Here is a 22,763-nt window from a genome sequence, read left to right on the forward strand (position 1 = left end):
ACTCTCTTTTGAGAGTCAATACCATGTACCTTGACAGTTTCACTGACCATTTCTCCGATATCAAAGACCCACGCCAGACGGCCAAAGTGGCCTATCCTTTATTTGACATTTTGTTTGCCACCCTTTGCGCGATTATTGCGGGGGCGGAGGGCTGGAGTGATATTCAGGAATATACTGAAGGCCATCATGACTGGTTTCTTAAACAAGGTATGTTCAAAGAAGGCGTTCCTGTTGATGACACCATTGCCCGGGTCCTTTCTCGCATCAAACCAGAACAATTTAATCTCTGTTTTATCAACTGGATGCGTTCTGTTCACCAACTCACCAAAGGGGAATTAGTGGCGATCGACGGTAAAGTATTGCGTGGCTCTTATCATCGTGAAGATCGTTATTCAACTCTCCACATGGTGAGTGCTTACGCCGCTGCAAACCAACTCGTCATTGGTCAGGTCAGAACACAAAGTAAGTCAAATGAGATCACTGCCATCCCTGAACTGATTAAGTTATTGGAACTGAAAGGCGCCCTCATTTCCATTGATGCAATGGGATGTCAAACCCAGATAGCCCGGGACATTATTGAGGCGGGCGCTGATTATTTGCTGAGTGTGAAAGACAATCAGAAAAATCTCCACCGTGTAGTCAGGGAGGCACTGGCGGGACAACTCTCCGGGTCATTGACAAGAGAAAAAGTACACATAGAACAGGGGCATGGACGTATTGAAATTAGGCAAAGTCATGTCATGGATGCGAGTTCATTAGTCGCCCATTTCCCGGAATGGCCTGAATTAAAAACAGTTGGCGTGACAGTCGGATACCGGCAAGAAAAAGGAAAATCCGCCAGCCTGGAATACCGTTACGCCATCAGTTCAGCAGAGTTAACAGAAGAACAGTTTGCTCAGGCCATACGTAGCCACTGGCAGATCGAAAATAATCTTCACTGGATACTGGATGTCTCCTTTCGGGAAGATGACTGCAAAATTTACCGTAAAAATGCAGCGGAAAACATCGCGATATTGAGACGGGTCGCGTTAAATATGTTAAAAAAAGAAACGACTAAATTAAGTATCAGAATGAAACGTAAACGAGCCTGGATGAAAATCGGCTTTTTGGAGCAGGTATTACAAGCAGGGTTTTCCGGTTTGGATGATATTTGAACATTCATGCGGTTGCCCTAATTATTAAGAGTCTTTTATATTGATAATGAACTTATTTGTTCTGACGTAAAAGGTCGGCTGCATAAATTTGACACTAATCTACACTTACTCAATTCCTCCCCAGCTTTGGGATTCAATAAACCAATAAATGCAGTAGTAGTATATAACGATTATATCTTTACCAAAGATCGCTTCGGAACCGTTGGTAAATGGCTTCGTTCTACTTTAGAACCTTTAGATTTCTATCAAGCAGATAACTTATGCAATAGAGCTAAATTATTTGAAGACGAAGAACCATCACCTTCTCCTAACCGAGCAATAGCAGTATTTAATGGCCGCCTCTACACAAATAACGGTTTTGGTCAAATCGTGGTACTTGATATTGAAAATTTTCGACTTTTGGAAGTACGAGAATCTCCATCTCCCACATTTTTTGATGCTATTTGCGTGGATAATCCAGAAGTGCATCTTTGTTCGGACGTAGATGGTACTGTTTATATTGGAAATATAGAAAAAAACAATTTCCCTATCAGCCGAAAACTTGACAACAATGTAATCCACGGTGTGATTTATGATCTAAAACACAATCGCTTTTGTACAACTCAAGATGGTGGCCTAGGCGATGATGAATGCGTTAATACTGGTATTATTTCGATAGATGTTGATGGTAGTAATGTGCAGGAATATAAGATTTCTCATGAAGATAATGAATTTATTGCAATATCTCACGATAACCAAAAGATTTTCATTGGGGGCTTCAATGGAAAAATTTCGGTGTTTGATAATAGCAATAAAGAGTTCAACCTTGAGAAGGTCTTTGGCCCTTTGGAGTTTCAGATTATTCACGCGGCGATTGATTATGATAATAATATTTATGCACTACTACAAACTGGTGATATTTTTAAATTAAATAACGAAGGAGTAATCGTTCAACGTACCTTCTATCAAAACAAATGTATTTGGATGCTTGAACCTCACCCGCAAGATGAGTACCTCTTATATGCTGGTACAGATTCTGGAGTAGCATTATTTCGTTGGGAAAACTGTATTAACGACAGCATCCAAATCCAACAGTTAGATCATCATCGTCATGGATTTGGGATCATTAAAGATATAAAACCACTTAGTGACGGTTCATATCTCGGTATAAGTCGTAAAGGAGACTTTTTCCGTGCGAGTAAAAACGGTCATATATTGTGGGTCAAGCAAATTTTAGGTGTGCCACGGGGTTTAGGCTTAAATAATGATCAAAGCAAATGCTTACTATCTTCTGATGCTCATGTTGTTTATGAGTACTCTGTTCTTGATGGAAATTTAATCGATACAATCCATTTATCTGGGCCTTCATATGCGTGTGCTTATACACAAGAAGGCAACAGAGCATTTACTTGCGATTTTCATCAACAGATTTTGTTCATGCCACCTGATACTCAACAACTGCTAGGTGCTATCAAGCTAGAGTCACGTTTAAAACGATTAATTACTGATCGCTACGGCCACATGTTTGTTACTGGGCCAGGTGGTGTCTTTGAAATTGATACTCAACATTTCAAAATAAAATCAGAAACAGGTGAATTCTTAGTTAGCACTAAAGAAACATGTGTTTATTGCAATAACTATATTTTTGCAGGTGGTTATGGTTACCAAATTGGAGTATATCAATATAGCGATGGTGAGATTGTTGACCTTGAAGAAAACTTACCTGATTACACTAAAGCATTTGCAGCTTTCCCTAGCACAAATAACGAAGTAATTCTTTTTGTTGGGGGACGTGGTGGGTTTTTAAATTCGTATCGGGTGAAGGGCGGTAAGTTACATAAAATCCGCGAAACCTATTTACGGTAATAACGTTAAGACAACTGTCTTAATATCTACTACCAACTTTGTTGGTTAATTTAACTTGGAGGGCATACAATGACGAAACCTAAACGTCGTATTGTTCAAAGTAAAGGGTAACTCCTACAAATAACTAACCGGCCTTTATTGGCTTACAGAGGTGGTATAAACCACCTCTGTTTAAGAGGTATACCATCATGACTACTATTTTTCAAAACCGAAGATTTATCGCTTGGGCTACTGGTTTAGCTATCGATCGCCTCGGTAACGCGATGTATATGGTAGTGCTACCATTAATGGTCTATCACATGACATCTTCACTAAAAAGCATGGCTATTATTACTGCGTGTCAGTTTATCCCTCGAGTATTCCCTGGTATTTATGTTGGTAGCATAGTCGATATATCCAGTAAACGACGCATCTTTTTTTTCGCCCTTATTTTTCAGTTCGCGATTGGAGTATTAACCGCCATACTATACAGTTTAGATGCACTACCATTCTTGTTACTATGCGTATTTGCGGCAGCAACCAGTGTTGGATTTGAAGTATATCGTACCACTGAAATGACACTTATACCTATCATGTTTACTGATCAACGAATAGAAGCAACAACAATATTAGCCTCTATTCATACAGCAATGTTGATGGGAGGACCTTTACTAGGCGCTGTATTAATTAAGTATTTCAGCTATAGCATACTCTTAATACTTAATGCTATCACCTACCTCGCACCACTGTTAGCCAGTATCTGGAGCAAAATTCCAGATATCAACTCTACAGAGCTAAAAGCCCATAGTGCTCGTACAAAATTGACGCTTACTCATAATGCGTTAAGAGAGGCTCTATCTACGGTATACCAAAGCAAACCTCTACGTCTGCTTCTTTTATTTATTATTTGCGTAACTCTTGCCACTGGTGGCTTAGAATTACTAATCATCTTTTACATTAAAAATCAGTTAAATCTAAGTGATCGTTTTGCTAGTGTGATGTTCGCTGTTGGTGCTGCTGGTATGTTTACAGGTTCTTTGCTTGTAACTCTTTTAAAGCGACTTGTCCGTAAAAAATTCTTATTAATAGTTCTAATTACTACAGGTACTGGGATCTGGTTTTTACAATCAGCTACATTAACAACACTAATCATTGGTCAATTCCTGACATTTGTCGGTATTTTTGCGTGTAGTGTGACCCAAGACCTCATGATCCAAGAGAGTGCCCCAACAGCTATGCTAGGTAGAATTAGCGGGTTATTGCGTATAGTTAACAGTGCTACAATCGCTGCTTCCACTTTTTGTTTAACATGGCTAGCATCTCTACTAAGCTTTCCTTTCATCGCACTGATAGTTATCGTCATAATGTTTGTTGCACTGGCTTTGAGCCAAAACCCTCATTTTTCCGCTACCCACTACAAACATAGTGAGAATTTGAATGAATAATTATGTAATTGTAAGTTCCAGTACCCGTGAAAATAGCCAGTCTATACGTGTAGCACATACGATTAAGAAGCTTTTATCTAATATAGATAACGATGCCAATATTGAGTTAATTGACCTAGCCATTATTCATCATCAGGAATGGAGTAATGAGTTTTGGAAAGAAGCAATCCCCTGTCCAGCCTGGCGAGAAACATCTCGTAAGCTGACATATTGTAACGCTATTATTTTTGTAGTGCCTGAGTGGCACGGTATGATCCCTCCAGCTCTGATGAACTTTCTTGTTTTGATAGAACGCAATGAACTAGCACATAAACCAGCACTTATCGTCAGTATTTCTAGTGGAAATGGTGGCACCTATCCTATAGTGATGCTGAAAGGATTCTGTAGTAAAAATAATCGAATTTGTTTTATTCCCGATCATATTGTGGTCCGTCATGTTAGTGATATTACATTCGAGAATGATCTGGATTGTGACGTCAGTGCACGGCTATGTTACTCACTAGGAATGCTTAAAGCATATATTCCTGCATTAGAGTTAGTTAGACAAAATGCAGTATTGGATTATGAAACTTGGCCATATGGAATGTAATCTAATGATAACAAGAATCATCTTACTTCAAAAAAATAGAAAGTGCTTTTAAAAATCACTACTCCGAACATTCAGATATTTGGACTACAGATATTGGTATGAGAATACTTCCTTTGTTGGTTCAAGGAAAATTACGGCTATCTTCTGATAGCAATATGTTGGATATAGGTTACGGAAGCGATCATGTATTAAATAGTTAGATTGAATACCAAAAATAGTACTCACGTTCAATCAAAGTCCCTATCACCTTATCGTATATTTCTTCGGATTTTGAATAACTGATTGTTTTTCTATTCAGTCTTTTTACTCGAGTACGCTGAGTTAAATTCGTTCTCTCTATACGCTGAGTGAATGTCTTTCCAATCAGGTGATCTTCCTCGGGAAGATTATCATAAACGACATAATCATCTGTGCAGTAAAAACGAATATTAAAGGACGATAAAAGAGTCAGTAGCTTGTCTAACGTTTTTCTACTGCGATCGCCAAAAACAGGGGCCACTCTTCGTTTTAACCGGGGTTCCCAAACCAGCAGGTATAGCAACGATAACGAGGATGCCTGCTATTCTCTTTTCCATATCCTTTAACATGTTCTGATTTGTGACAATAACGGCAATCGACGTTAACTTTGACCATGCTTTACCCTTAAAAGGTGGGACACATATCACAACAACTCACTATTTAATACATGCCAAAATTGCATTCTTCTGATAGATAAAATAAAAAGCATAAAATAATTACATTTTATCTATTATTCCTATAGTAATGCAGAAATAAATTAAGGGTTCCGCCCCAAAAAACACCATCCGACAGACCACAGATAAAACCAAACAGTAAGTTGAAATTAAAAACGTATACTAATTCAGAATGAATACTCATCATGGCGGAAAGAATAAATTTAGCGATAAAAACGATAACAATCATCCCCAATGTCAAAGGCGTTCCCGCCCGGATGATTAAGCCATTTTCATCTTTTTTTCTTAATCTTGGTTGATCACGCCATAAACACCATCCTATCCTCCCTCCTACGAATATCCCTACAATCAGCATCAAAAAGGCATAATTTGAAAATGTCGTTTCATTCGCTACGCTGTAAACCGCCCATTATAGTCCAATGACGTTTTCATGTATCTTCAAGAAAATTGAGGAGATCACATAGGCATAAACCAAACATAAAATATGATCGCCTTTATTGTCCTTAATCCAGCGGGCACACCCGAATAATATGACCATCAGGATCTTTCACCAGGAAAGTACGACCAAAAACATCAGTGTAGGGTGCCTGCTGAATGTCAATTGTTGGATTGTGTTGCCAATGAGCAAAAAGCTGATCGACGTCTTCATTAGTCGGCAACATAATACCTATCTCTGAAAACCGTGGAATTGTGCCATCTGGCCTCATTCCTCCACGCCAAATGGCAAAAATAGCTTCTTTGCCTGCATTAAACGCGACATAACGCGGGCTGGTAAAAATAGGTTCTGCATCAAAAATGGTTGAATAAAAGGTTGTGGAACGTTCAATGTCAGAGACGTAAATCAATTGCAAATTCGGTTTCACAGAAATGGATTTTCCTGCGCCTGTTTCCTTTATTACCGAATTCTCAACGACAGCCTTAAGCCTTGAAAGTGTTTCAACCAGATCTTGCGTTATTTGCGTGAAAAAGCTGACCACCTGTGTATGAAGAATATGCTTTTCAGGTTCTAAAGAAACGCAAACCTGAATACGATTTGCCATATTACTTTCATCGGTCAAGATTTGGTGACAGAAAGTTAACACCCCCATCTGTGGTAAAATGACCTGATCGGTAAACGTCTTGTTGACTTCAATATTGACAAGATAGAAACGTATTTCCGGCATCCCCTTTAATGCCATTCTTCCATATTGCCCTGTTTTTACCTCACCTTCGAATTCAATATATTCAAGATCAATTTCCCATTTTTTACGCAGATTGCCGTCAACATAATGTTCCCAAATCTGAGAAGGCTGTGCATTGACCGATGTAGAGAAAATTAGGGTTAACATGAAAAACTCCAACAGCCGGATGGCTGACGCTGAAAATTAAGGGCGTTCAGCGTAACAAACCGGTGTGACAGTTTTTGTCAGTAGTTATTTCAACACGGATTTTACCTTCCCTTCACTGCCCTCATTATTTTCTCTGTCTCCCGCCACTCTTTCAGCAATGCTTGCCTTGAGCGGGGATAACATTGTGATTCGATCTGCAAATCACTCATTCTGTCTGATCTGAAATGACGAAATGTATTTCTTAATTCACACCATCCCATCACAATACTGATATTTTCAAAATATCCCAATGCAAATGGCCATATTGTTCTCGTTGATTGCTGACTTTTCAGATCCAAATAAGTAAAGGTAATTTTATGCCTTTTACTCATCGCCTGCCGTATCTGTGGAATATCAACAGAGATTGTTATTGGCGTCGCGGCTGGCCCAATTAATAACGAGTTCGCTTCAAAATATTGTTTCAGTTCTACGGGGATCACGGCCGCAATTTTATTGATTGCGCTATTTGCGGAAGCTTGCAATTGTGGGTCAGTACGTCTGGCCACCCAACTTGCCCCTAATGCCAGCGCTTCTATTTCATTTTGTGTCAACATCAAGGGCGGTAAAACAAATCCCGGTTGTAATACATAACCGATGCCTGCTTCTCCTTCAATATTTGCACCTTGCGCCTGTAAGGTCGCAATATCCCGATAAAGTGTTCTTAAGCTAATATCCAACTGCTGCGCCAGTACCTTTCCTGGTACGGGAAAGTGATAACTGCGCAATAGTTCCATCAGGGATAACAAACGCTGTGCTCTAGACAATTGACTATTTCCTTTTATCAACCAAGTCATGATGAGAAAGTGTCGGTAAGGCTGGCAGACGGCACATCGACGGTATGCCGTCATCAAAATTCTACTGAGAAAATCGACGAAAATTGAGCCATATTAACCCGGCAACGACCAGAAGGGATATGATGGCGATTTCTCATTATTGCAATACCTAAACCACTACCAAGTTCATAAGAAACTTCTTCAATAGAAGCAGCCATACCTGCCCGATTCGGGGGAGTGGCTTGCATAATCGTATTAGAAGCAGCGGTTATTGTTGCGCCAATACAAATACCCAACACAAATAAGCACAATATCTGAATAGAGAGATGTCCAAAAAAGATGAACATCAGCGCAATGATGGCGCAAGCATACATTAATAGTTGGAATACGCAACTATAAATCAGTGTATGTTAATTTTTTTCTCTCTATTAACAGTGAATATGAAAGCAATGGAATTTATTACAGACAGAACTAATAATAAAGCAAATACAATAATGACATCTTCTAACCTGATATCCATAATGACCGTATAAAAGAGAATAATTGCTGTTATAAAAACATAAACTCCTGATTGCATTCCTAGTGTATAAAGAGAATTCTTAGCATATAACCCTAAGCAGGAGAAAAAAATAGGTTGCAGGATCATATTTGCTAAAAATACCAACAGAATAAAAAACACAAATAATACACCAGAGCCTATATACATAGAAATTAAGCATAAGCCAAGAGAAAGCAATTGCATCGTATTTCCCATCATGATTTTTCTTTCAATTTTGGTGGCCTTAGTTAGCTTTATACTAAAAAGTGCACAAGGAAACCATATTGTTAATAACATTATATACATTTGAATCATGTCAATGTAATTGAAATACATCACTCGTATTGCTGGCATAATCATTAATAGCAAAAATAAATAGACATTTATTATGACTAAGTTTAAGAAAGAGAGAGTAACTATAGGCCTATTTTTTAAGTATAGTGATGGTGCCGTCATTTTTTTAATGAATGCATTCTTACTCCAAAGAAAATAAACAACAAGGGATACTATGTATATCATTGAGGAGAAGAGATCTGCAGATGTACGATGATTGAGGTTAAATAGAGAAAATATAATTGGGATTAAAAACGGAAAACACAATAAAGCAAGACTTAAAATGGAGAATCTTTTATTTGTCTGCTTTTCATTTTCTGCTGTGATGAGAATATTCCTTCCTAATATAACAGTGAATCCGCTCATCAGCCCCCCTATAATCCGATGAATAGCATCAGTCCAAACGGATATAACAACCCATTCTTTTGAAAAGAGAAGACAGTTTATTGTTGCCACTAGTAATGAATACATAAAAATATTTTTCTTTAACCGCGTACTTTTGGCAATTCGAATAAGAAAAGATATTGTCATGCAACCTATGGATAACCCGATCAAATAAGAAAAAATCGGAATATAGGCATTTAATATCTCACCTCCTCCTTTCAGGGTGTTATCTATCCAAATAGTTAATCCTGACGAACCGGCTATATTAGCTAAACTTAACAATATACTCAGTACCACAGCTTTATTATTTATCATTGTTATGCTTTCCTATATTCGTCTACTCGGTAGGTGAGGTATTTCATTTGGTGTTCTGAGTATATACTCCCTATTTTTTATCCACCTATCACCAAGGCCAGGATTTCGCAGTCAACCATTCATCAAAACGTACGCGAGATGCTATCTGAGTTTGGAATGAACGTTTACTGTTTTCAAGTGAGAATACCAGAGAGTTTCGCTGGATCAATAATACGCACACAGCCGGGAATTTACCGCCGCCACGGGCTTAGTGCCGAGGCAATACAGTACAGGAGGGCGTAATACGCCCTTAGGTGTCATCAAACGAAGCAATAAGTCACTGAGAAAGTTGCTGGTTCAGCGTCCCAGAGTTGATATACAGAAATTGGCTTATCCGTCGGGAAAACTGGCTAAGCATTTAATCGATGTTGAGATGCTCTTTTATGGCATCAATTTCCTGACGCCAACGTGTTTGCATATCAGGTTTTTGATGCTTTGTTTTACGAGCCAGATCTTCGTGAAGTTTCTCTTCGAGCGAGAGTAATTTATTCAACAATTCCTCCTCATCATTGGCGTACAGAATACCAGTCGTGTCGCGATTTGATTTGTCTTGGGAGTGTGGGTTATCTTTTGCTTTGGCTAGATATTCATAAGCTGACGAAATATCATTCCATTCTTCCAGTCGGTTGTTACTGATCACCCAATACCGGTTACAACTTTTTTCAATCAACCTCCTGTCGTGAGTAACCATCAACAAGGCACCGGTAAACTGACTCAATGTCTCTTCTAGCTCTTCCTTCCCTTCCAGATCAAGGTGGTTAGTCGGCTCATCCAGTAACAAAAGGGAATATTTAGCCAATGTGAGTCCGACAAAAAGTAAACGAGCACGTTCACCCCAACTTAAAGTCAGAACCAATTGTTTATGCCTGGAATATGAGAAGCCGGCGTTAATTAAAGCTATTTTATTCAGTTCTTCCCCGTTTGAGGAAAATTTTGCCATTGCATCTATAATTGTGTCTTCATCCTGTAGCTGGTAGAGGTTTTGGTCGTAATACCCGACATGTACCTTTGGATGGAAAACAACCTGTGGACTAACCGGCTGTTGGTATTCATGCCACAAATATTTCAGTAATGTCGATTTACCAATACCATTGCTACCGATTATGGCTATACGATCCCCACTTTTAATTTGTTTTTGTTGCATACTGAATAATACCTTTGCATCTGGAGCCGGACGTACATCTATTTCTGATAATGCCAGCACTCTGTCAGCCTCCAGGGTATCCCCATGCAACCGGAGTCGCCATTGACTACCTTCAGTTAATATCGTTTGCTCTTCTTTAAGGCGGTTAACACGTTTTATCATTTCAAGGGATTTTCGAGCTAATCCTTCGTTATCATAAATTCGCCCCCAATCCGCCAAACGACGCGCACTCTTTTCTACTCTCTCAATTTCTTTCTGCTCGGCCTGATACCGCTCAACATCAGCCACATCCTTTTCCTGAAGCAGCTGACGAGCAGCGGTACAGGGTAAGCGAATGAGTTGCAATGTTTTATCCCGGAGTATTAGAGTACTCGTTGTCACTTTATCAAGAAGATAACTATCGTGAGAAACCAGTATAAAGGTCCCTCTCCAGCGAGTAAGAAACGTCTCAAGCCATAATAAAGTCGGTAAATCCAGATGGTTGCTAGGTTCATCAAGTAGCATCAAATCTGGCTGAAGAATTAAAGCACGGGCCAGCAGCAGGCGAGTATGCTGGCCACCACTGAGGTTTTCAACCTTCAAATTCCAGAATCCCGGTGAAAATCCCAGTTCCATCAAAAGGGTTTCACAACGCCAGCTTTCACTGTGACGACGGTCTTCTGGTAAACGAGCTAACAGGCTATCCAGCAACGTACTGGAAAGCAGTGTATCAGGTAAGTATTGTTCAACCCGGGCGAGAACACATTGGCGAGATACAATGACGCTACCCGTGTGTGCTTCGAGTTCACCACTCAGAATTTTCAACAGTGTGCTTTTACCACTACCGTTGTACCCAATTAATCCTATTCGATCCCCTTTTTTCACACTGAATGTAACTTCATGTAACAGTGAGCTATTTGAGTTGTCGTAACAGACTGATTGGGCAGACAATAATGTAGTCATTTGTTTACTCATGAGTTATAGGCATCAGCGTTACCTGCTGCCATACATTGTGTTGATGCAGAATCCGGTAAATTTGACGACAAATAAACAGATTGACCAGATTCTTCATGGTTGGTTTATCATGGCATTAAATCAATACCGCCTTATTTGCAAGGCGTTTTATTATCTACTACACGATTTTTACAAAAGTAATAGACCACAAGTGAAATGGCAAGTAGAGGTATGAAGAAAGAATATTGTATTACTGTACTGAACCCAAATTTGGTGGCTAATACGCTGTACAAATAGAATCCTGCTGGAAACAAAAACAGTCTGTATAAAACCGTCAAATGAGTTTGCAAAAGATCGGATACTGCTTTTATATAAAGTAGCCAGCTGCACAGACAAACTCAACAATGGAAAATATAAATGAAACATTTTCCACCGACAGTCCCATATCCATATCTTTGAAAGCTGACTGACTGAAAACCAAATAAGGCATATATATAAAATCGATTACTGCCATAAATAAGATGATTGGGAATAACTTCCTACCTTCTCCGCTCAGAAAATAACTGGAAGCATCTCGAATTATGGCGTTTTCTTCAACTTTCCACTAATACTTCCCATATAAAAGATACAGTAGAAATATCAAAGAACATAAACAAATAATAGTTTTTTCAAAAAACACCTTTAAAATAATAACTGTAAGTTATAATTAAACATTCAAAAATTAACAATAGAAAATATATCTTGAGTAGCAAACCTATTTTTTTAATGCACAGAGAAAAATGATATCAAAGGTTTTTTATCAATGACATAATCTGTTTCGGTTCCTTTATTGACTTCAATTCTGATTGTAGTCTCTGGAAAATACCCTCAATCGTCAGATTCGACAGCGATGTTTTCATTGTGATAGAACAGTTGGACACAATGTAAACCCAAAATAATCGTTAACTTTTTGACATATAACACCTTTCTTAACAGATAAACGCGATATGCTGACGCCTCTTTCTTCTCAGATCATCATCCGATATCTTATTTTTGGTTTTTAATTAAATGAATACTCGTAAAATGAAGGGGATACGTCCATTTAGTGCACTTATTGATGCCTGTTGGAGAGAACCTTACTCTTTTCCTCGTTTGATCAAAGACATGATTGCAGGGATCACCGTGGGGATCATTGCTATCCCGCTGGCAATGGCATTGGCAATCGGCAGCGGCGTTGCGCCACAATATGGCCTTTATACGGCGGCCATTGCCGGCATCGTGATTGCGATTAGCGGCGGATCACGTTACAGCGTTTCCGGCCCCACGGCCGCTTTTGTGGTGATACTCTACCCGGTGTCACAGCAATTCGGTTTAAGTGGTCTGTTGATCGCAACGCTTATGTCAGGTGTTATTTTGCTCATTATGGGGCTGGCGAGATTAGGCCGGCTCATTGAGTATATTCCCCTGTCAGTAACGTTGGGGTTTACTTCTGGTATTGCGATCACTATCGCAACCATGCAGGTACAAAATTTCTTTGGCCTGAAACCGGAATACGGCTCAGAGCATGATCTTAATAAGGTCATTGCCCTCGCCCAGGCATTTCCTTCATTACAATTTAGCGACACACTGATCGGCTTTACCACACTGTTGGTCTTGATTTTTTGGCCAAAATTGGGATTAAAGTTACCCGGTCACTTACCAGCTCTGCTTGCAGGTACTGGTATCATGGGTATCATGCATCTGTTAGGTCATGATGTGGCAACGATTGGTTCATCATTCAGCTATGTACTCAACGATGGCACTCAAGGTCAAGGTATTCCCCCCATCCTTCCTCAATTCCTGCTACCGTGGGATCTGCCTGATACTCACTCCCTTGATATTAGCTGGGACACCGTATCTGCACTGTTACCCGCTGCCTTTTCGATGGCAATGTTAGGAGCCATTGAGTCCTTATTATGTGCAGTTATTCTGGATGGCATGACGGGGAAAAAACACCATTCCAACAGTGAATTGATTGGTCAGGGGGTGGGCAACATTGTGACGCCTTTCTTTGGAGGGATCACGGCAACGGCTGCGATTGCCCGTTCAGCTGCTAATGTCCGAGCCGGTGCAACCTCACCGATTGCCGCTGTCGTTCACTCACTGCTGGTATTATTAACCCTGTTAGCCCTTGCTCCTGTGCTTTCTTACCTGCCACTTGCCGCGATGTCGGCGATTTTGCTGATTGTGGCCTGGAATATGAGTGAAGCCCGCAAAGTAGTGGATTTAATCCGTCACGCGCCGAAAGACGATATTATCGTCATGTTACTGTGCCTGTCATTGACGGTTCTGTTTGACATGATCGTCGCAATTACGATTGGTATTGTTCTCGCATCACTCCTGTTTATGCGCAAAATTGCCAATATGACCCGGATTAGTCTTTCTTCTGCAACAAATGATGAGAAGAGTCTGCTGGTGGTACGCATTAATGGTCCGCTGTTTTTCGCTGCCGCAGAGCGTATTTTTGCGGAGCTTAAAGAGAAAAGCGCTGATTATCAAACGATTATTATGCAGTGGGATGCTGTTCCCGTTTTGGATGCCGGCGGGCTGCACGCTTTCCAGGGATTTATCCGGGAAATGGGAAAAGAGAAGCATATCGTGGTGTGTGATATTCCCTTCCAACCGTTGAAAACGCTGGCTAGAGCCAAAGTCGAACCCATTCAGGGGCAATTAAGTTTTTACGCGACATTATCCAGGGCATTGGAAGAAAGCAATGAACTTAAAGATAATCGGTAGGGCAAGATTCAGGTCAGGATAAGCTTGCAACGGTTACAGAATTTAATCTCTGTAACCGTTTTATCAAGCAAATCGGACAGGTTCAGTGGTTATTTGCTGGTATCCAGCGCTGGAAAACTTTTTACCACATCATCAAGCGCTTTCATCTGCATCAGGAAGGGTTCCAGTTTTGCCAGCGGCAATGCCGATGGGCCATCACATTTTGCGCTTTCTGGTTCCGGATGCGCTTCAAGGAATAATCCGGCAATCCCCACCGCCATACCAGCACGAGCCAGTTCAGAAACCTGCGCACGACGACCGCCCGAAGCAGCACCAAAAGGATCACGGCACTGCAAGGCATGGGTCACGTCAAAAATCACGGGTGAGCCCTGCGTTGCCTGTTTCATAACACCAAAGCCCAGCATGTCAACCACCAGATTGTCGTAACCAAAATTACTGCCACGGTCACACAAGATAATCTGATCGTTGCCACCTTCCTTGAATTTCTCAACGATATTGCCCATTTGACCTGGGCTGACGAACTGAGGTTTTTTAACGTTAATCACTGCACCGGTTTTAGCCATTGCTTCGACCAGATCCGTCTGGCGCGCAAGAAAAGCAGGCAGCTGGATGACATCAACGACATCTGCAACCGGTTGGGCTTGCGCGACTTCATGGACATCAGTAATGATTTTTACACCGAAAGTCTGTTTCAGCTCCTGAAAAATTTTCATTCCCGCTTCCAAACCCGGTCCACGATAAGAACTGATTGAAGAACGGTTAGCCTTATCAAAAGAGGCTTTGAAAACATAAGGAATGCCCAGTTTTTGGGTTACAGTCACATAGTGCTCACAAATACGCATGGCCAAATCCCGTGATTCAAGGACGTTCATACCACCAAACAGGACAAAAGGCAGATCATTTGCGACCTTGATGTCACCAATATTAACCACTTTCTGTTGCATGCTTATACCTTCTCTTGTTAAGGGCAAATAAATTTGCGTATCCATAAAAAAATAAACGAAGAAGCAGAGAGATTCCGTCTTATCACAATCATTAATGGAGGGTGATCGCTCTCTGCTCAATGGCGTTAATCTGCATTTTTAACATTTCTGTGACCGGATCTTCAGGGCAGTGTTCTACGAAATAACTCAAATCTGAAATGGCAATGTGGCTACAGTCGAGCTGGGCATAAATCAGCCCCCGGTCACGAATTTCATACGGATCATCCGGGTCAAACATGAGTACGATTTCATTGGCTTTCAGAGCTAACTCCATCTTTTTCTCTTGCATCAAAGAAATTTTGATGGTGTCGGTCATTTTTCGCACCACACTGGCATTATCGGCTTCCTGTAAGTCTTTGCTTTCCAGGCATACCATTGGGCCAATATAACCTTTCAGCCAGACATCAAGTATATGTTCGCTGAGCGTATCGCCATTCATTGGATTAATAAACCAGGGGGATTCATTGGGTAAATCAATCCGCAAGATTAGCTGTGTCGGAAATATGACCGGCTGTACAGGTAATACCAACGATTGAGCGATATGCGAAAAAACCATTCCCAATGCGACCGGCGCACCCTGGCGTGAACGCAGGACATGATCCAACCACAGCGTATCAGATAAACAATACACGCCATCCGCGCCACGGAATTTCCACTCCCGATAAAAAAGCGTCAATAATAATTGCAATTTTGCTTTGGTATCAGTGACCGGGGAGAGCGTTTGCTGCGCCTCTTCCAGCAAGGCAGTTAGCTGCTCCATCACGAATGTGTGAGAAAAGTCAGGACGAATGGCTTGTGTCACTTGAATAATTCCATCTATCAGGGAAGCATTATTGAATTCATATTTAGCTATGGTTTTCATTTTTATTCCATCGACCTACCGTGATACGTTCATTACCACCATAATCCTGAAAGGTCGCTATCTGTTGATAACCTTTTTCCAAAAAGAGGTTTCTGACAACGATTCCCTGTTTCCAGCCATGTTCCAATAACAGCCATCCATTGGGTAACAAAAAATGGCGCGACTGCGCCACAATTGTCTGCAAGTCGGCCATGCCATTTTGCGCAGCAACTAATGCAGTGGCCGGTTCAAACCTGACATCTCCTTCACGCAGATGGGGATCAAGCGCATCAATATACGGAGGATTACTGACAATCATATCAAATTGTTGTTTTCCAACCGCGGAAAACCACTCACTTTGTAAAAAATTCACATTGTGAAAAGGCCGATTGCGGAAAGGCAGTTTTTCGGCATTTTTTTCAGCATTATGCTTTGCTAATGCGACAGCATCAGGGTTGATGTCTACCCCGGTGACATGGCAGTCATGCCGTTCAGTGGCTAACGCCAAGGCAATTGCTCCTGTTCCCGTGCCAAGATCCAGAATCTGTGCCGGTGAATCAGGCAACAATGCCAACGCTTTCTCAACCAGACACTCTGTATCTGGACGAGGAATCAAGGTTGCGGGTGAGACAGCCAGAGGCAGTGACCAAAATTCGCGCTCACCAACAAGATAAGCGATCGGCTCTCCCTGAATACGGCGAGACAGAAAAGACGCAAGCTGGCGGGCTTCCTCTGGAGTAATAAGCGTTTCACTGAACGCAATTAAATAGGTGCGGGAACGCCCTGTGACGTATTGCAGCAAGATTTCTGCATCACGCTTAGGACTGTCACTGTTTGTCAATTGCCTCGCCGCCTGCTGGAGCCATTGTTGATAGTTCATCAATCCTGCTCTGACAATGCGGATAACTGATCGGCCTGATACTCGGTAATAATAGGCTGGATAAGCATATCCAGTTTGCCTTCCATCACTTCTTCCAGGCGGTATAAGGTGAGGTTGATACGGTGGTCGGTCACCCGTCCTTGTGGGAAATTATAAGTACGGTTGCGATCAGAACGGTCGCCAGAACCAAGCAGATTGCGGCGTTCAGAAGCTTCGGCTTCCTGGCGTTTTTGCATCTCAGCGGCACGAATGCGCGCCGCCAGCACGGACATCGCTTTTGCTTTGTTTTTATGCTGTGAACGCTCATCCTGACACTCCACCACAATCCCCGTTGGAAGATGGGTAATTCGAATGGCTGAATCCGTGGTATTCACGTGCTGCCCGCCCGCACCAGAGGAGCGGAAAGTATCAATTTTCAGATCACCTGCGCTAATTTCGGGTAATTCCGCTTCCGGGATTTCTGGCAGGATCGCCACGGTACAGGCAGAGGTGTGAATACGTCCCTGAGATTCTGTTTCCGGGACGCGTTGAACGCGGTGACCACCGGATTCAAATTTCAGATGACCATACACGTGTTCACCAGAAACTTTGGCAATAACTTCCTTATATCCCCCATGTTCGCCCTCATTGGCGCTCATGATCTCGACTTTCCAACGACGAGATTCTGCGTAACGACTGTACATACGGAATAAATCGCCGGCAAATATTGCCGCTTCATCACCCCCTGTACCAGCACGAACCTCAAGAAAACAGTTGCGTTCATCATCCGGATCTTTGGGTAATAACAGCAATTGCAATTGCTGCTCCAGCGCTTCATTACGAATTTTGGCGTCCTTGAGTTCTTCCTGCGCCATTTCCCGCATTTCGGGATCATCAAGCATCATCTCGGCCGCGTCGATGTCATCCTGAGTACTTTTCCAGACTTTAAAACAGTGAGTCACATCGGTCAGTTGAGCATATTCTTTTGAGAGTGCGCGAAAACGATCTTGATCAGCAATCACGTCGGCATCACCGAGGTGAGCCAACACTTCTTCATGGCGTTCTTGTAATGCTTCCAATTTAGCGACAATAGAAGGCTTCATTCGTAATATCAGACCTTATTTAGAATAGGGTTAGGTTAGTTATGATCCAGCCCAAGGCTGTCCCGTAATAGATTCAGGCGTTCCAAATCGCCATCACTGGCAGCCTGTTGGAGTGATTTGGTCGGTGTGTGGATCAGACGATTTGTCAATTGGTGAGTCAATTGGTTAATGATCTGTTCAGCATCAGCCCCCTGTCTTATGGACATCAACGCTTTTGCCGTCATCTCAGCCCTGATCCGCTCCGCCTGTTCCCGATATTCACGAATTGTATTAACAGCGCCTTGAGAACGCAACCAATCCATGAAATGGCGGCTTTCTTGCTGCACAATGCCTTCTGCAACAACCGCCGCCGCTTGGCGTTGCGCAAGATTTTGCTGAATGATGGCCTGTAAATCATCGACGCTGTACAAATACACATCGCTTAATTTTTCAACGTCCGGCTCAATATCGCGGGGAACCGCAATGTCAATCAGTAACATCGGTTGGTTGCGGCGTCGCTTTAATGCCCTTTCAACCATGCCTTTACCAATGATCGGCAACGGACTGGCTGTGGAGCTAATCACAATGTCGGCTTCAGCTAATCGGGTATCGATCTCTGGCAGAGAAATCACTTCCGCATTGACTTCACTGGCAAGCCCTTGCGCACGCTCTTTCGTGCGATTGGCGATCATCATGTGATGCACACCATGCTCGTTGAGATGACGCGCCACCAGCTCAATCGTCTCCCCTGCGCCCACTAACAATATACTCAGTTCAGACAGGGATTCGAAAATTTGTCGTGCCAGCGTACACGCAGCAAATGCCACGGAAACCGCATTTGCGCCAATGTCCGTTTCTGTTCTGACCCGTTTGGCGACCGAGAACGATTTTTGAAACAGTCGCTCCAGTTCACCTGACAGAGACTGATAGTTTTGCGATTCTGCGAAGGCTTTTTTCACCTGCCCCAAAATCTGCGGCTCGCCTAAGACCAAAGAATCCAGACCACTGGCGACTCGCATTAAATGGCTCACGGCATCATTGCCCTCATGCCAGTAAAGGCTTTTAGTTAAATCATCCGGATTAAGCTGATGATATTGGCATAACCAATCAATTAACTGCGCTTTAACATGCCCCTGTGGTTCAACGCTAAGGTAAAGTTCGGTGCGGTTGCAGGTAGACAGCACAACGCCGCCTCGCACCAGGGGTTGCTGGAGCAAGTCATCAAGCGCTAGCCCGATCCTGTCGGGAGAAAAGGCGACCCGTTCACGTAAGGAAACAGGCGCTGTTTTATGGTTGATACCGAGTGCTAATAAAGTCATCTTAACTGCATTGAGTTATCACGGGGAATAAAGTCATCATGATGATATTAATAATTATTCTCATAAACCCACCCCCTTCATAAGGACTCTCATTGGTCGAGCATTCTACTTGATGCCTCCGCCCAATAAAAGCCAATCAGATCATTCCGCCATAATTTATTCGAGAATTCTCCGCAAATTTTCGTTAAATTACGCGCCTGATTATAAAATTAAATAACACAGTTCAGATTGTCATATTTAAATATAGTCATATTTTTTAACGCACAGAACTCACGTATTCATTTCTTCTGTCACCAAGGGTTACCGTATGAAAATATCTGCATTTTTTCGTTTACTTCCCCTCTCCGGTGTTATATTGACGGCCTGTACCATCACGCAGCCCCCCACCGGCACAGGATCGCCGAATACCCCACAATGGCATGCCCGTGAGCAACAATTGACAAAGCTGGAACATTACCAAACCCGAGGTTCTTTTGCGTATCTGACAAATGAAAAAAAGGTGTATGCCCGTTTTTTCTGGCAACAATATTCACCTGACAATTATAAATTGCAGCTACTCAACCCATTGGGTACGACAGAATTGGAACTCTTCGTCGAACCGAACTACATTCAGGTCACCGATAATAACGGGAAAAAATATCTCGGTGATGACCCTGAATCCTTCATCTACCAACTGACAAAGATGAATATTCCGCTAAATAATCTGCACAGCTGGATTATTGGCCTGCCCGGCAGCGCGAAAGATTTCCAGTTAGATGCCAATTATCGGCTTAAGTCCGTGAGTGACAAAAAAAACGGCGAAGTTTGGCACGTCAATTATCAGGGGTATGATACATCGCTCAGCCCGGCCTTACCCAATCGGCTGGAACTGACCCAGGGAAAAAACCGCATAAAATTAAAAATGGATAACTGGACGATTCAATAATGACTTTAACCTGGCCCTCTCCGGCAAAATTGAATTTATTTTTGTATATCACAGGACGAAGACCTGATGGTTACCATGAACTGCAAACACTCTTCCAATTTCTGGATCACGGCGATGACATCACTGTCTCACCGCGCCAGGATAATGAAATTCGCTTATTAACGCCGGTTGCCGGTGTCGCCCATGATGATAATTTGATCGTGCGAGCCGCCCGATTATTGCAGGATCATGTGTTAAAAAAACGCGCATTACAAAAACAAACTTTGCCGAACGGCCACAAACACCGTGAGAATCGCCAATTTGGTACTGAATACCTGGGCGCTGATATTCACATCGATAAACGCCTGCCAATGGGCGGCGGTTTGGGCGGCGGCTCTTCCAATGCGGCAACAATATTGATTGCCCTGAATTACCATTGGCAAGTCAATTTGCCTGATGATGAACTGGCGCAGCTTGGCGTCTGTCTTGGCGCTGATGTGCCCGTGTTTGTCAAAGGTCATGCGGCGTTTGCCGAAGGCATTGGGGAAAAACTTCAACCCGCCTCACCGGAAGAAAAATGGTTTCTGGTTGCCCATCCCGGCATTGAGATTTCAACGCCAGTCATTTTCAGCGATCCTGAATTAAAAAGAAATTCTCCGATTCGCTCGCTATCCGCATTATTACAGGCGCCATTCGAAAATGATTGTGAGCTAATCGCAAGAAAACGTTTTCGTAAGGTTGAACAGCTTCTTTTATGGCTGTTAGAATACGCACCGTCACGCCTGACCGGAACCGGTGCCTGTGTTTTCGGCGAATTTGAATCAGAAGCATCGGCCCGTAAGGTGTTAAATCAAGCCCCAGAGTGGATGCAGGGCTTTGTTGCGCGTGGTGTCAACATTTCTCCGTTGCATACATTCCGCTCTGGGATACCCATGTTATTGAACCAATAAGCAGCAATCCATGTTTGTTAATTGGTCAACAATATCTCTCTGGACGCAAGCCTGAGGTTTTTCTCGTGCCCGATATGAAGCTTTTTGCTGGTAATGCCACACCTGAACTAGCGCAACGTGTTGCCAACCGCCTGTACACTAGCCTGGGAGACGCCGCCGTTGGTCGTTTTAGCGACGGTGAAGTCAGTGTTCAAATCAATGAAAATGTACGCGGTGGGGATGTATTCATCATCCAGTCTACCTGTGCGCCAACCAATGATAACCTGATGGAATTAGTGGTTATGGTTGATGCACTACGTCGTGCTTCCGCCGGTCGTATTACCGCTGTTATTCCTTATTTCGGTTATGCTCGCCAGGATCGCCGTGTCCGTTCAGCACGTGTTCCTATCACCGCCAAAGTTGTCGCAGATTTTCTGTCCAGTGTGGGTGTAGACCGTGTTCTCACCGTTGACCTCCATGCCGAACAGATCCAGGGTTTCTTTGATGTACCGGTTGATAATGTATTTGGTAGCCCAATTCTGCTGGAAGATATGCTCCAGAAAGATCTGGAAAACCCGATTGTTGTCTCGCCAGACATTGGGGGGGTTGTTCGTGCTCGTGCAATCGCTAAGCTGCTGAACGATACTGATATGGCTATCATTGATAAACGTCGTCCACGTGCAAACGTTTCTCAAGTGATGCATATCATCGGTGACGTGGCTGGCCGTGATTGCGTTCTGGTTGACGACATGATCGATACCGGTGGCACCTTGTGCAAGGCGGCTGAGGCATTGAAAGAGCGCGGGGCGAAGCGGGTATTTGCTTATGCAACTCACCCTATCTTCTCCGGCAATGCAGTGGAAAACATCAAGAACTCAGTGATCGATGAATTTATTGTTTGTGACACCATTCCTCTGTCTGATGAGATTAAGGCATTGAATAAAGTTCGTACTTTAACCCTGTCTGGTATGCTGGCTGAAGCAATTCGCCGTATCAGCAATGAAGAGTCTATCTCTGCGATGTTCGAACACTAATATTGAAGCCTGAGCGCAAATATTAGGCACTAATTTATTCAAATGATTAAATAAATCATGACGTAAAAAAACCCCGTGACTGCATCCGCAGTGGCGGGGTTTTCTGTTTGTTTTGTATATATGGCTAATATTTTCACTAGCATTTAATAACAATTATAAATATTACCATTTAGTTAATAATTTTATTTATCAATAACTTGGATAAATTAACATAAATTTAATTCAATAAGATAATGTGATTTGTTTATCCACCCGCTGAAATTAACCTTCCGTAAACCGCACAATCTATCTGGTACGTCCAGTCACTAAACCCCATCAAGACACTGGTGTCATTGAATCGTTGCTGCTAACCTTCTGAATCTTCAGTGGTAGTAAGCTTTTTCTTACACCATATCGTTGTATCAAGAGACAGGTATTATCCTCCAATTTAAATGATAAATTTTACTAATAAATTAATCACCAACATTAAGGCCAACTCATCATTTTCTCAGTTTGAATCTTACTGAGAGATGTTCGTTGCCTGACATA

Annotated in this window: 19 protein-coding genes and 2 pseudogenes; 9 read left to right on the top strand and 12 right to left on the bottom strand. The window is 42.3% G+C overall.

The features are described from left to right. The first annotated feature begins 23 nt into the window (after window positions 1-23). The 4 genes from XPG1_RS08445 (at window position 24) to XPG1_RS08460 (ending at window position 5,012) form a co-directional block, all read left to right on the top strand. Window positions 24-1,154: an ISAs1 family transposase gene (locus XPG1_RS08445; RefSeq protein ID WP_045957846.1), complete on the top strand. Its 1,131-nt coding sequence runs from the start codon at window positions 24-26 to the stop codon at window positions 1,152-1,154. 126 nt (window positions 1,155-1,280) lie between these two features. Further along, window positions 1,281-2,999, top strand: a complete 1,719-nt coding sequence (locus tag XPG1_RS08450) for a WD40 repeat domain-containing protein (protein WP_045958697.1) — start codon at window positions 1,281-1,283, stop codon at window positions 2,997-2,999. A 188-nt stretch (window positions 3,000-3,187) separates the two neighbouring features. Continuing rightward, window positions 3,188-4,423, top strand: coding sequence for an MFS transporter (locus XPG1_RS08455; protein ID WP_045958698.1), 1,236 nt, complete (start codon window positions 3,188-3,190; stop codon window positions 4,421-4,423). Beyond that, complete coding sequence (locus XPG1_RS08460; protein ID WP_045958699.1) at window positions 4,416-5,012, top strand: NADPH-dependent FMN reductase; 597 nt, start codon at window positions 4,416-4,418, stop codon at window positions 5,010-5,012. Before XPG1_RS08455 ends, XPG1_RS08460 begins: the two co-directional genes overlap by 8 nt. A gap of 196 nt (window positions 5,013-5,208) precedes the next feature. Here the strand turns inward: XPG1_RS08460 and XPG1_RS17535 are convergent. The 6 genes and pseudogenes from XPG1_RS17535 to XPG1_RS08485 all read right to left on the bottom strand — a co-directional run. Beyond that, a pseudogene (locus XPG1_RS17535) lies at window positions 5,209-5,535 on the bottom strand (IS1 family transposase); the annotation flags it as partial. Next, window positions 5,520-5,645 carry an IS1 family transposase gene (locus XPG1_RS18935; protein ID WP_231852983.1) on the bottom strand — a complete coding sequence of 42 codons (126 nt, stop codon included), beginning with the start codon at window positions 5,643-5,645 and terminating at the stop codon, window positions 5,520-5,522. The pseudogene XPG1_RS17535 and the gene XPG1_RS18935, both read right to left, overlap by 16 nt. A 562-nt stretch (window positions 5,646-6,207) precedes the next feature. Then, window positions 6,208-7,032, bottom strand: a complete 825-nt coding sequence (locus tag XPG1_RS08470) for a VOC family protein (RefSeq protein WP_231852984.1) — start codon at window positions 7,030-7,032, stop codon at window positions 6,208-6,210. Between the two features lie 101 nt (window positions 7,033-7,133). After that, the gene (locus tag XPG1_RS08475) at window positions 7,134-7,835 is read right to left on the bottom strand and encodes a helix-turn-helix transcriptional regulator (RefSeq protein WP_045958700.1); all 702 of its coding nucleotides are present in this window, start codon (window positions 7,833-7,835) and stop codon (window positions 7,134-7,136) included. Window positions 7,836-7,918: 83 nt separating this feature from the next. Beyond that, window positions 7,919-8,218 (bottom strand): hypothetical protein, encoded by a 300-nt coding sequence (locus XPG1_RS18940; protein WP_045958701.1) that lies wholly within the window; start codon window positions 8,216-8,218, stop codon window positions 7,919-7,921. A gap of 26 nt (window positions 8,219-8,244) precedes the next feature. Continuing rightward, window positions 8,245-9,414, bottom strand: coding sequence for a hypothetical protein (locus XPG1_RS08485; RefSeq protein ID WP_045958702.1), 1,170 nt, complete (start codon window positions 9,412-9,414; stop codon window positions 8,245-8,247). Window positions 9,415-9,625: 211 nt separating this feature from the next. Here XPG1_RS08485 and XPG1_RS18945 point away from each other — a divergent pair. Further along, window positions 9,626-9,805 (top strand): annotated as a pseudogene (locus tag XPG1_RS18945) (transposase); the annotation flags it as partial. 6 nt (window positions 9,806-9,811) lie between these two features. On the opposite strand, the gene XPG1_RS08490 reads toward XPG1_RS18945, so the two are convergent. Then, window positions 9,812-11,539, bottom strand: coding sequence for an ABC-F family ATP-binding cassette domain-containing protein (locus XPG1_RS08490; protein ID WP_045958703.1), 1,728 nt, complete (start codon window positions 11,537-11,539; stop codon window positions 9,812-9,814). 1,038 nt (window positions 11,540-12,577) lie between these two features. On the opposite strand from XPG1_RS08490, the gene dauA reads away from it, so the two are divergent. Continuing rightward, complete coding sequence (dauA, locus tag XPG1_RS08495) at window positions 12,578-14,284, top strand: C4-dicarboxylic acid transporter DauA (protein ID WP_045958704.1); 1,707 nt, start codon at window positions 12,578-12,580, stop codon at window positions 14,282-14,284. A gap of 89 nt (window positions 14,285-14,373) precedes the next feature. On the opposite strand, the gene kdsA is transcribed toward dauA, so the two are convergent. The 5 genes from kdsA to hemA all read right to left on the bottom strand — a co-directional run bounded on the left by kdsA (window position 14,374) and on the right by hemA (window position 19,368). Further along, window positions 14,374-15,228 carry a 3-deoxy-8-phosphooctulonate synthase gene (gene kdsA / locus XPG1_RS08500; RefSeq protein WP_045958705.1) on the bottom strand — a complete coding sequence of 285 codons (855 nt, stop codon included), beginning with the start codon at window positions 15,226-15,228 and terminating at the stop codon, window positions 14,374-14,376. Window positions 15,229-15,319: 91 nt separating this feature from the next. Further along, a complete protein-coding gene (gene sirB1, locus XPG1_RS08505; protein WP_045958706.1) occupies window positions 15,320-16,129 on the bottom strand; it encodes an invasion regulator SirB1 in 810 nt (269 codons plus the stop codon). After that, entirely contained in the window at window positions 16,113-16,988 is an 876-nt protein-coding gene (gene prmC / locus XPG1_RS08510; protein ID WP_045958707.1) for a peptide chain release factor N(5)-glutamine methyltransferase, read from the bottom strand. The genes sirB1 and prmC overlap by 17 nt, the downstream gene beginning before the upstream one ends. Then, complete coding sequence (prfA, locus tag XPG1_RS08515; RefSeq protein ID WP_045958708.1) at window positions 16,988-18,070, bottom strand: peptide chain release factor 1; 1,083 nt, start codon at window positions 18,068-18,070, stop codon at window positions 16,988-16,990. The genes prmC and prfA overlap by 1 nt, the downstream gene beginning before the upstream one ends. Window positions 18,071-18,105: 35 nt before the next feature. Further along, entirely contained in the window at window positions 18,106-19,368 is a 1,263-nt protein-coding gene (hemA, locus tag XPG1_RS08520; protein ID WP_045958709.1) for a glutamyl-tRNA reductase, read from the bottom strand. Between the two features lie 307 nt (window positions 19,369-19,675). Here hemA and lolB point away from each other — a divergent pair, with 307 nt between their 5' ends. The 3 genes from lolB to prs all read left to right on the top strand — a co-directional run bounded on the left by lolB (window position 19,676) and on the right by prs (window position 22,235). Further along, window positions 19,676-20,293, top strand: coding sequence for a lipoprotein insertase outer membrane protein LolB (gene lolB, locus XPG1_RS08525; protein ID WP_045958710.1), 618 nt, complete (start codon window positions 19,676-19,678; stop codon window positions 20,291-20,293). Then, window positions 20,293-21,222 carry a 4-(cytidine 5'-diphospho)-2-C-methyl-D-erythritol kinase gene (ispE, locus tag XPG1_RS08530; protein ID WP_045958711.1) on the top strand — a complete coding sequence of 310 codons (930 nt, stop codon included), beginning with the start codon at window positions 20,293-20,295 and terminating at the stop codon, window positions 21,220-21,222. Before lolB ends, ispE begins: the two co-directional genes overlap by 1 nt. 65 nt (window positions 21,223-21,287) lie before the next feature. Further along, entirely contained in the window at window positions 21,288-22,235 is a 948-nt protein-coding gene (gene prs / locus XPG1_RS08535; protein WP_045958712.1) for a ribose-phosphate diphosphokinase, read from the top strand. Window positions 22,236-22,763 lie beyond the last annotated feature (528 nt).

This window comes from Xenorhabdus poinarii G6 (assembly GCF_000968175.1).
Classification (GTDB): Bacteria; Pseudomonadota; Gammaproteobacteria; order Enterobacterales; family Enterobacteriaceae; genus Xenorhabdus; species Xenorhabdus poinarii.